Raw genomic sequence first — 8,852 nt, 5'->3', positions numbered from 1 at the left:
TTGGACTCGGTCATGGAGAAATTTAAAATTGAGAATGACCAGTTGAGACTCGATAATTTCTTGATCACTAGTTTTCAGCTCAGATGTTGGCAACACGAATCCTTCTTGAATAGCACTCAGTAAATCCCTAAAGGTATCTGTTAAGGACTTTTCATAGACAATTGACAGAGTAGTGAGGTTAAAATAATTACCGACACAAGCCGCTAGTTGCAACACTTTCTGGGTAGTAACTGGTAGTTTTTTGAGCTTGCTGACCATCAACTCGACCACATTATCAGTAATCCCTACTGCCTCAATTTCATAAATATCCCACTGCCATTGAGCTTGATGTCCATCTTGAGGAGCCTTAAACCTTAGTAGGTTTTCGGTGTAAAGTGTTTGGAGAAAATGCTTGACAAAGAAAGGATTACCAGCGGTTTTATTCACCACTAATTTGGCTAATGGTATCACTGACTCTCCCTGAGCTTGTAAGGTATCAGCAATTAGTTGATTTATCTGGTTTTCTTGTAAAGGAGCTAAGGTAATTTGCTCCAAGGTAGCGCCCAATTCCTCCAGCTTATCTAGGGTTAGCATCAACGGATGAGTGGCGTTGACTTCGTTATCCCGATAAGCACCAATTAACAATAAGTACTCGGTTTCTTCATTAGTCATGATTAGCTCAATCAACTTCAGTGTAGCGGTATCTGCCCACTGAAGATCATCAAGGAAAATGACTAGGGGGTGCTCTTCAGAACAAAAGAGTTTGATGAAGTTATGGAAAACTAAATTAAAGCGGTTTTGAGTCTCAATAGGGGGAAGAGTTGCTACGGTGGGCTGTTTACCAATAATTAGTTCTACTTCAGGAATCACATCGATGATCACCTGTCCATTCGGATTTAGTACTGCTAGGAGTTTTTCTCGCCACTGGTTCAGTTGCTCTTCTGGTTCACTCAGCAGTTGTTGCACTAAACTAGAGAAGGCACTGACAATAGCAGAGTAGGGGATATTGCGCTGAAATTGGTCAAATTTTCCAGAAATAAAGTATCCTCGTTGCCTAGTGACCGGTTTGTAAATTTCCCGTACCAATGCTGATTTACCAATGCCAGAATAACCACTGACTAGCATCATTTCAGTTCGAGACCGGGCATTGCTTAAATTTTGGACTGGTGTGGAGCTGAAGTTAGATTTTCGATGTTCATAGGCTTTGCTAGTTGCGATCGCAGCAACTCGCTCAAAGGCAGCTAGCAGCATCTGGACTTCTTGCTCTCTACCATAGAGTTTCTGGGGAATGTGAAAGGTTTCTGAAATGTCTTGAGTACCTAGGGGAAATGGTGGGATTTTGCCAGTGGTCTGTAACTGCTTCAAGCATTCTTCTAAATCTGCTTTAATGCCCCACGCACTTTGATAACGCTCCTCAGCGGTTTTTGCCATTAATTTTAGGACAATATCTGACAAGAGTTGAGGAATCTGTGGACAGGTTAAGGTTAAGCTCTGTTGTTGATGGGGAGGGATAGGTTGTTTGGCAAGATGACAATGGACTAACTCCATCGGCTCAGTAGTCTCAAAGGGGAGTTTGCCAGTGAGTAATTCATAGAAGGTAACCCCAAGGGAGTAGAAATCTGTACGGTAATCTAGGCAACGGTTCATTCTCCCGGTCTGCTCTGGGGAAATATAGGCTAATGTTCCTTCTAGAACATGGGGATTTTTTAAGGTGGGAGTTTCCCGTAGTAACTGGGTAGAAATGCCAAAGTCGATAATTTTGATTTCCTCGGTATCTGGATTATAAATGATATTACTGGGATTAATATCTTTATGAATAATATCCACCCCATGAATCGCCCCTAAGCTATCGGTGATTTGGATAGCTAATCTTAAAAATTCCTCTAGGGTAAACTGGCATTTACTTAGCCAATTAGTTAAGGAGTCTCCGCCAAAGTCTTCGAAGATAATAATCAGCGTACTCTGATACTTTAGCAACTCATAGGCTTTGATAACTCCGGCAAAATTTAGAGAGTGACTGAGTTGATATTCTTGTTTATATCTGGTCAACTCTGATTCGGTGGGATAATCTTGTTTGAGGACTTTGATAATCACCGATTGATTGTCGTTATCTCTGATACCTCGATAAACGATTGAATTAGAACTTTCGTAAATTTTAGTGTTAACTTGATAGCCGTTTATAGTAATCATAATATACCAAAGGGAACAGGGAACAGGGAACAGGGAACAGGGAATCGGGAATCGGGAATCGGGAATCGGGAATCGGGAATCGGGAATCGGGAATCGGGAATTGGGAATCGGGAACAGTAGTAAATCTATCAGATTATTTTTTTATCAATCAAAAAATTATTTTATGATATATTTATAAACGCTATAATCATTATTATTGTTAATAAATAATTTTTCTACAGCTTAACTCCCTTAACTTTGGTTTTGCAACAAGATATAGCCTTTTTTTATAGCTATGAACTACACAGGATTTTTTCACTCTTGCCTCTTGCCTCTTGCCTCTTGCCTCTTGCCTCTTACCTCTTGCCTCTTGCCTCTTGCCTCTTACCTCTTGCCTCTTGCCTCTTGCCTCTTGCCTACTCCCATTAATCGATTAACTTTCTTCCATCTCTAGATACTTTTCTACTAAAGCTAAAATCTTTTGATCCTGGAATCCTTCGGCTAAATCTTTGAGTTTCTTAGCAAAGGGTATATATTTTGTATCCAGTTCTTGGAGATAGGTGGCTCGTTGGCGAATCTTTCTCATACTCCCGAGCATGGCTAATTCGTAGAGCACTTCTATTTCTGCTGGTGGCGGAATCACTAACGGTTGCTCTAAACTAGCTGGTGCTATGGTCTGTTGGGAGTCTTCTTCATAAATCCACTCCAGTTGTAAATACTCTCCCAATAATTTCAGCAACTGTTGCTCATCTACGGGTTTGGACAAAAAGCCTTGACAGCCGACAAGCTTACTTTTCTCTTGGTCTGTGTCTAAGACGTTAGCGGAAACCACAATAATTGGGATATCCTGCATTTGAGGTAGGTTTCTCAATTCTGCGATCGCTTCAAAGCCAGTTTTGACAGGCATGACTAAGTCGGTCAAAATCAAGTCAGGCTGCAGCTGTTGAGCTAGTTCGATTTCCTGCTGGCCATTTTCTGCCATCACTATTTCAAAGCCCAACGGCTCTAGCATGTTCTGCAACACAGCCCGATTTGCTGCAAAGTCTTCCGCTATTAATACCTTGCGCCGACAGCCAATATAACCAACAATTTGCCCGAGACTCTGTTGCTGCTGTGGTTGGTATGTTTCTACCAGTGGGAAGGTAACATCAAACCAGAAGGTAGAGCCATAACCAAATTCGCTTGTGACTTGCAACTTTCCTCCCATTAGCTCTACCAACTGCTTGGTGATGGCTAAACCTAAACCAGTGCCAGCAGCACGCCTTTGGGTATCTCCCACTTGTTCAAAGGGTTGGAAAATTTTCTGTAACTGTTCTTCGGTCATACCAACACCGGTATCAATAACTTGAAAACGAAGCGATGCAGCGAGGTAGCGCGGTCTTGGGGGTTCCCCCCATGAGCGACTACCGGTGCGGTCTTGGGGGTTTCCCCCACTCGCTATTGCATCAAGAAGTGTTGTCTTTTGTAGTTGGTCGAGACTAATCACCTTAACGTTTAATGTTACTTGACCACTGTCAGTAAATTTAACCGCATTACCTAATAAATTCAGCAGTACCTGTCGCAGTCGTTTCTCGTCAGCTTTAATGCCATGAGGTAAGTTATCCTCAGGGTTATATTGGAATACAATATCTTTTTCTAATGCTCTCATCCGGATAATCCCGACCACACTTTCGATGAAACTTTGGAGGTGTAAATCCCTGGGGTAGAGTTCCATTTTGCGAGCTTCAATTTTAGATAGGTCTAAAATATCGTTGATCAGAGTCAACAAATGGTTACCGCTTTGCTCAATAATCGTTAAACCATCAATTTCCCTGGTGCCGAGGTCTCGGTTCCGCTTCAGGATTTGAGCATAGCCAAGAATGCCATTAAGAGGAGTACGCAATTCATGGCTCATATTGGAGAGGAAATCGCTTTTAGCTTGGTTAGCAGCATCGGCTTTTTGTTTAGCAGCTTTCAGTTGTTGATTAGACTCCGCTAGTTGAACGGTGCGTTCTTCTACTTTTTGTTCTAGGGTATGGGAATAATCTTCTAATTGGCCATATAACAGGGAGTTTTCGATAGAAATTGCGGCTTGGGATGTGAGCAGATTTAACACTTCTAATCGGTCTGGTGTAAAGGCTCCAGTGGTGAGATTATTTTCTAGATAAAGTAAGCCAATTAGTTGACCTTGATTGATGATGGGAGTACACATCAGACTCCGGGGTTGCTGATGGAGAAAATAGGGGTCAGCAGCTAAGATAGTCTCAACAGTAATATCATTAATAACTAAGGTTTCCGATTTCCGCTTAACATAATTGATCGCACTTTGGGGAATATCTGGGCTTTCTTCTACTGGCATAGATTCCACTAAAGCGAGTTGATTAGCGGTTTTCATAGCCTCGATCACTAACTGGTCACCTTTGACCAAAATTAGAGCACATTTGTCAGCTCCAGCATTCTCCATCACCACTTGCATCAACGTCGAGAGCAACTTATCTAGCTGGATTTCCCCAGATAGAGCCTGGGATGCTTTGATAACCGTAGCCAAATCCAAAGCAGTGGAAGCCTTGGTAGTGCTGCTATTAACCCCTTGAGTGGTGAGGTGGGTGATCGTCTCTGCTGTGCTGATATTGATAGTTTTCTGGGTAAGAATGGAATCTAAAAATTGGGGATAGCGAATTTCCAAATCCTCCACCTTACCTTTTGCGCCCCAGTGACTATAGCCATAGTAGGCACGAGTCAGATAGGCTTGGGCAATCGTTTCTTTACCCCACTCTAAATAGAATTTAGCCGCCAATTCATTAGCCAGGGCTTCTTCTTGGATGTATTGGTTTTCCTTTGCTCCAGCAATGGCGCGGTCATAATACTCTATGGCTTCCAGCTTTTGACCCAAAACACGATAGCGCTCGGCTTCGACTAAATAAAATTTGTGCAAATAATTCATCGGGGCATGGTCTGCCCATGTTTTAATCTTGTCTTGATTGTGGGCGATTTTATCTAAACTTTGTTGTTGTTGAGTGTGATTTTGTTGAGGATAGAGAGCTAAGCGAGTCAGAGAATCGTACCAATAGAAAAGCGAAAAAACGAAAAGGCCTGCTACTCCATCTAAATAATTTTCGGTAATGGTGGCTTGTTGCCAAGCTTGCGGATAATCCTGAAATAGATAACACAGAAATAATTTATTTAGGTGTAGGGTGTAAAGTGCCCTGACGTTATTGAACTTCTTGTGGAGTGGGAGCATGAGGAGTTCGTCGTAGACTTCACCCCTTAAACAGCAAGAATTTTCAGCTTGTCCTAGTAAGTTTAAGACCCCTTGCCAGGTCATGGCACTAAGCTGATGTGGGATATCTTGCTTGAGTTGATCAATCCCTTGATGATATTTCGCACAGCTCTGGTCAAGCTCAGCTAGCTGCTTGCCGAGCCAAAAAGAATGTTCTAAATACATATACGCACAAAAGGCAGAGTCGTCAAAATCTCCAGTTTCTAGCCCTAAAGAGTAAGCTTCTATCAAAGGGGTTAATGTTTCTTTCAGATGCACTTTCCAGGGCTTTATGGTGATATTGACCACAAACAGTACTGTACATTTAAGCTGTTTTTCATTGAACCGTCCTAATAACCCCAGAGCCAGTTGACCGAAGCGATAGTTGCCATCGATATCTCCACAGAAGTGCCAGAGCAGGATGCCGTAATGTGTATAGCACACAACAGACACAGGACAATTGCCATTTTGCAGGGAGAGATTGACCTGTTTCAAAACCATTAACGGAAACAGTACAGGTATGGTCAGATAAGCAATTTTTCCGAGTCGCGAGAGGATAGTCATCGCCGCTAGTTTTTCCGGTGCGGTCATCACCGGCAAATCAATTAAGTTCTCAATCTCTTTACCCTCTAAAGCTGACTGTGTTTGGTTTAGTGCCAGCTCAATATCCTCTGGACTGGGCTGTTGGGGGAGTTCTATGCCCAATAGGTTCAGCACTTGCAGCCCGGTGGTAATGGCTTGCTCACCCTGGTTTTGGGCTTTATAGGCGTCAATCGAGACTTCATAGGCGGTGATTTTGTCCAGTAGTGTTTTCCCTTGTGCCAAAACTACCATTACCAGTTGCTCCATCTGCTCAAAGTCGGTATTGAGGTATGCGGCCTCGGCGGCAGCTTGATATAGGGCTAGGGTTAGATCATACTGACGTTGCCAGCTATTTTCCCCTAGCAATTCCAAACCTACGGTTAAATAGTTAAAAGCCGCCCCATAGGCCGTGGCCGCCTTGGCTTTTTCTCCAGCAATACGATTTAATTGAGCTAATTCATCTCGCTGTGCAAGATCTGTAATTAACTCCACACCATAATTCAACTGATTGACAATATCAAAAATCTTTTCTTCTCGTTCTGCTATCGGGATATTTTTCAACAGCAGTTGCCCAATACTCAGGTGGGTTAACTGTTTCTGGTCTTCCGGAATCAGAAAATAAGCCGCTTGCTGGACTCGGTCATGTAAAAACTTGTAACTTGGGGATTGGTTTTCGCGTAGCGTGGGCGTAGCCCATAGGGGGATTGAGCTTTGGGAGAATTTTTCTAATGTGCTCGATGGTGAATTACTATTAACGGTAAAGAATTTGTAAATTTCAGTAGTGGGTAACACCAACCCTTCTTGCAGAGATTTCCATAAAGAAACCGCTGTCTCGGTTGGAGATTGATCATGGATAATCGCCAGGGTATCTAAATCAAATTGGTGGCCAATACAAGCCGCTAGTTTTAAAACATCCTGAGTTTCTTTTGGCAACTTCTGTAACTGCAGTGCCATAAATTCAACCACGTCATCCGTCAGAGCCAAGCGTCTAATTTCAGCGATATCACACTGCCAATACCCTTGCTCAAAATTAAAGCTGATTAATCGGTCGTGATGGAGAGATTTCAGGAATTGGGTCGCAAAAAACGGATTTCCTTTAGTTTTCTGAGCCACTAGTTCGGTGAGGGGTTCCGCCAGTTCTATCCCACAAGTCAGGGTATCCGCAATCAGATGGTTTAAGTCGGATTTGCTGAGGGGTTCAAGGGTAATGGTATTGAGTGAGACACCAAGGTTGGCCATCTCGGACAAGGTGAGCATCAACGGATGACTAGAATTTACCTCATTATCTCGATAAGCACCAATTAGCAGTAGATAAGACGTATTAGTTTCTGCCATTAACAATTGCAGCAACTTCAGAGAAGCCGAATCTGCCCACTGCAAGTCATCGAGGAAAATCACTAGGGGATGTTCCTTGGTGCTGAACACTTGGATAAATTTACTAAAGAGCAAATTAAACCGATTTTGAGCTGCCGTACCAGAAAGTTCGTCAGCCGGAGGCTGTTTACCGATAATCCTTTCTAATTCTGGAATCACATCCACCAGCACTTGACCATTCTCACCCACAGCAGACAGAATTTGTGCTTTCCACTGTTGCAGTTGGCTATCGGTTTCGGTGAGTAATTGCTCCATCAAATCCCGGAGTGCTTGGACTATGGCACTAAAGGGAATATTGCGCTGGAACTGGTCAAACTTACCTTGGATGAAGTAACCCCTCTGCCGCACAATCGGTTTTTGGACTTCATTGACCACAGCGGTTTTACCAATCCCGGAAAAGCCCGCGACCAGAATCATTTCTGTTGTTCCTTGAGTGACTCGCTCAAAGGCAGCGAGTAAGGTATCGACTTCGGCTTGACGCCCGTAGAGTTTTTCCGGAATTACGAAGCGATCGCAAATATCTCGACTAGCCAACTTAATGTCAGCGATCGCGCCCAATCTGTCCCAATGTTCCGCACACTGTTCTAAGTCATACTTAAGCCCCAAAGCACTCTGATAGCGGTCTTCAGCATTTTTTGCCATCAGTTTACTGATAATTGCCGACAGCAGTGGGGGAATAGCTGGATTACGCTGGTGTGGAGGTAATGGTTGTTTAGCAATATGACAGTGAACCAACTCCATCGGGTCAGTAGTGCTAAAGGGTAACTCTGTGGTGAGCAACTTGTAGAAGCTTACCCCAGTCGAATAAAAGTCACTGCGGTAGTCAATGCCCCGATTCATCCGTCCAGTTTGTTCCGGAGACAGGTAAGCCAGGGTACCTTCGAGGCAGTTAGGACTAGTCAGGATTTGGCTTTCTTTCGGCAGTAGGGAGGCAATACTGAAGTCAATCAGTTTGACTTGACTGGTGCTGGGATTAATCAGGATATTCCTAGGCTTGATGTCTTTATGGATGACTCGGTGGCGATAGAGTTCATCGAGAATGGAAGCGATTTGAATGGCGATGTGGAGAAATTCCTGAAGTGACTGCTCAGTGAGCATACTCGGTTCTTGATCCAAGCTATCAGTGGTATACTCTTCGATGGAGATGCCACCAAAGTCTTCCATCACCAATACCAAGGTATTTTGGTAAGACTCCAAGCTATAGATTTTGATAATGCCGGGATGGTCAAGATTTTTGGCAATGGTGTACTGATTGCGGAACTGGACAAGTTCCTGGAAGCTGGGATAGGAATTATTGAGGAATTTGAGTACTACTGGTGTTTCGTCTGAGTTCCTAGTGCCACGATAAACTACAGTTCTCGACCCATGGTAGACCAGGTCAGTGATGCAATAGCCTTTAATCTTGGGAGGAGTTGTGTTCATGGGTGACATACCTAGGTGAGGGGATACGGCCTCAGCGACCAATTAAAAAGGACTCACTTTATAGATTTCCCCTTTCCTCCAGACTAGA

Annotated in this window: 4 protein-coding genes; 2 read left to right on the top strand and 2 right to left on the bottom strand. The window is 43.4% G+C overall.

Translation table 11 applies throughout. The features are described from left to right. Positions 1-2,169: serine/threonine-protein kinase PknK (locus F6K52_RS27055; protein ID WP_293085649.1), on the bottom strand; the 2,169-nt coding region annotated here is incomplete at its 3' end. Between F6K52_RS27055 and F6K52_RS27050 the strand changes: the two genes are divergently transcribed. Beyond that, positions 2,146-2,289: a hypothetical protein gene (locus tag F6K52_RS27050; protein WP_293085646.1), complete on the top strand. Its 144-nt coding sequence runs from the start codon at positions 2,146-2,148 to the stop codon at positions 2,287-2,289. The genes F6K52_RS27055 and F6K52_RS27050 overlap by 24 nt on opposite strands. A 154-nt stretch (positions 2,290-2,443) precedes the next feature. Further along, entirely contained in the window at positions 2,444-2,602 is a 159-nt protein-coding gene (locus F6K52_RS27045; protein WP_293085643.1) for a hypothetical protein, read from the top strand. Here the strand turns inward: F6K52_RS27045 and F6K52_RS27040 are convergent. Continuing rightward, positions 2,582-8,764 (bottom strand): hybrid sensor histidine kinase/response regulator, encoded by a 6,183-nt coding sequence (locus tag F6K52_RS27040; RefSeq protein ID WP_293085640.1) that lies wholly within the window; start codon positions 8,762-8,764, stop codon positions 2,582-2,584. The genes F6K52_RS27045 and F6K52_RS27040 overlap by 21 nt on opposite strands. Between the last annotated feature and the right edge of the window lie 88 nt (positions 8,765-8,852).

Origin of the sequence: Moorena sp. SIO3H5, assembly GCF_010692395.1 — a bacterium.
Taxonomy (GTDB): domain Bacteria; phylum Cyanobacteriota; class Cyanobacteriia; order Cyanobacteriales; family Coleofasciculaceae; genus Moorena.
The sequence above is the reverse complement of the archived record's forward strand: the minus strand, read 5'-3'. Positions and strand labels throughout refer to the sequence as shown.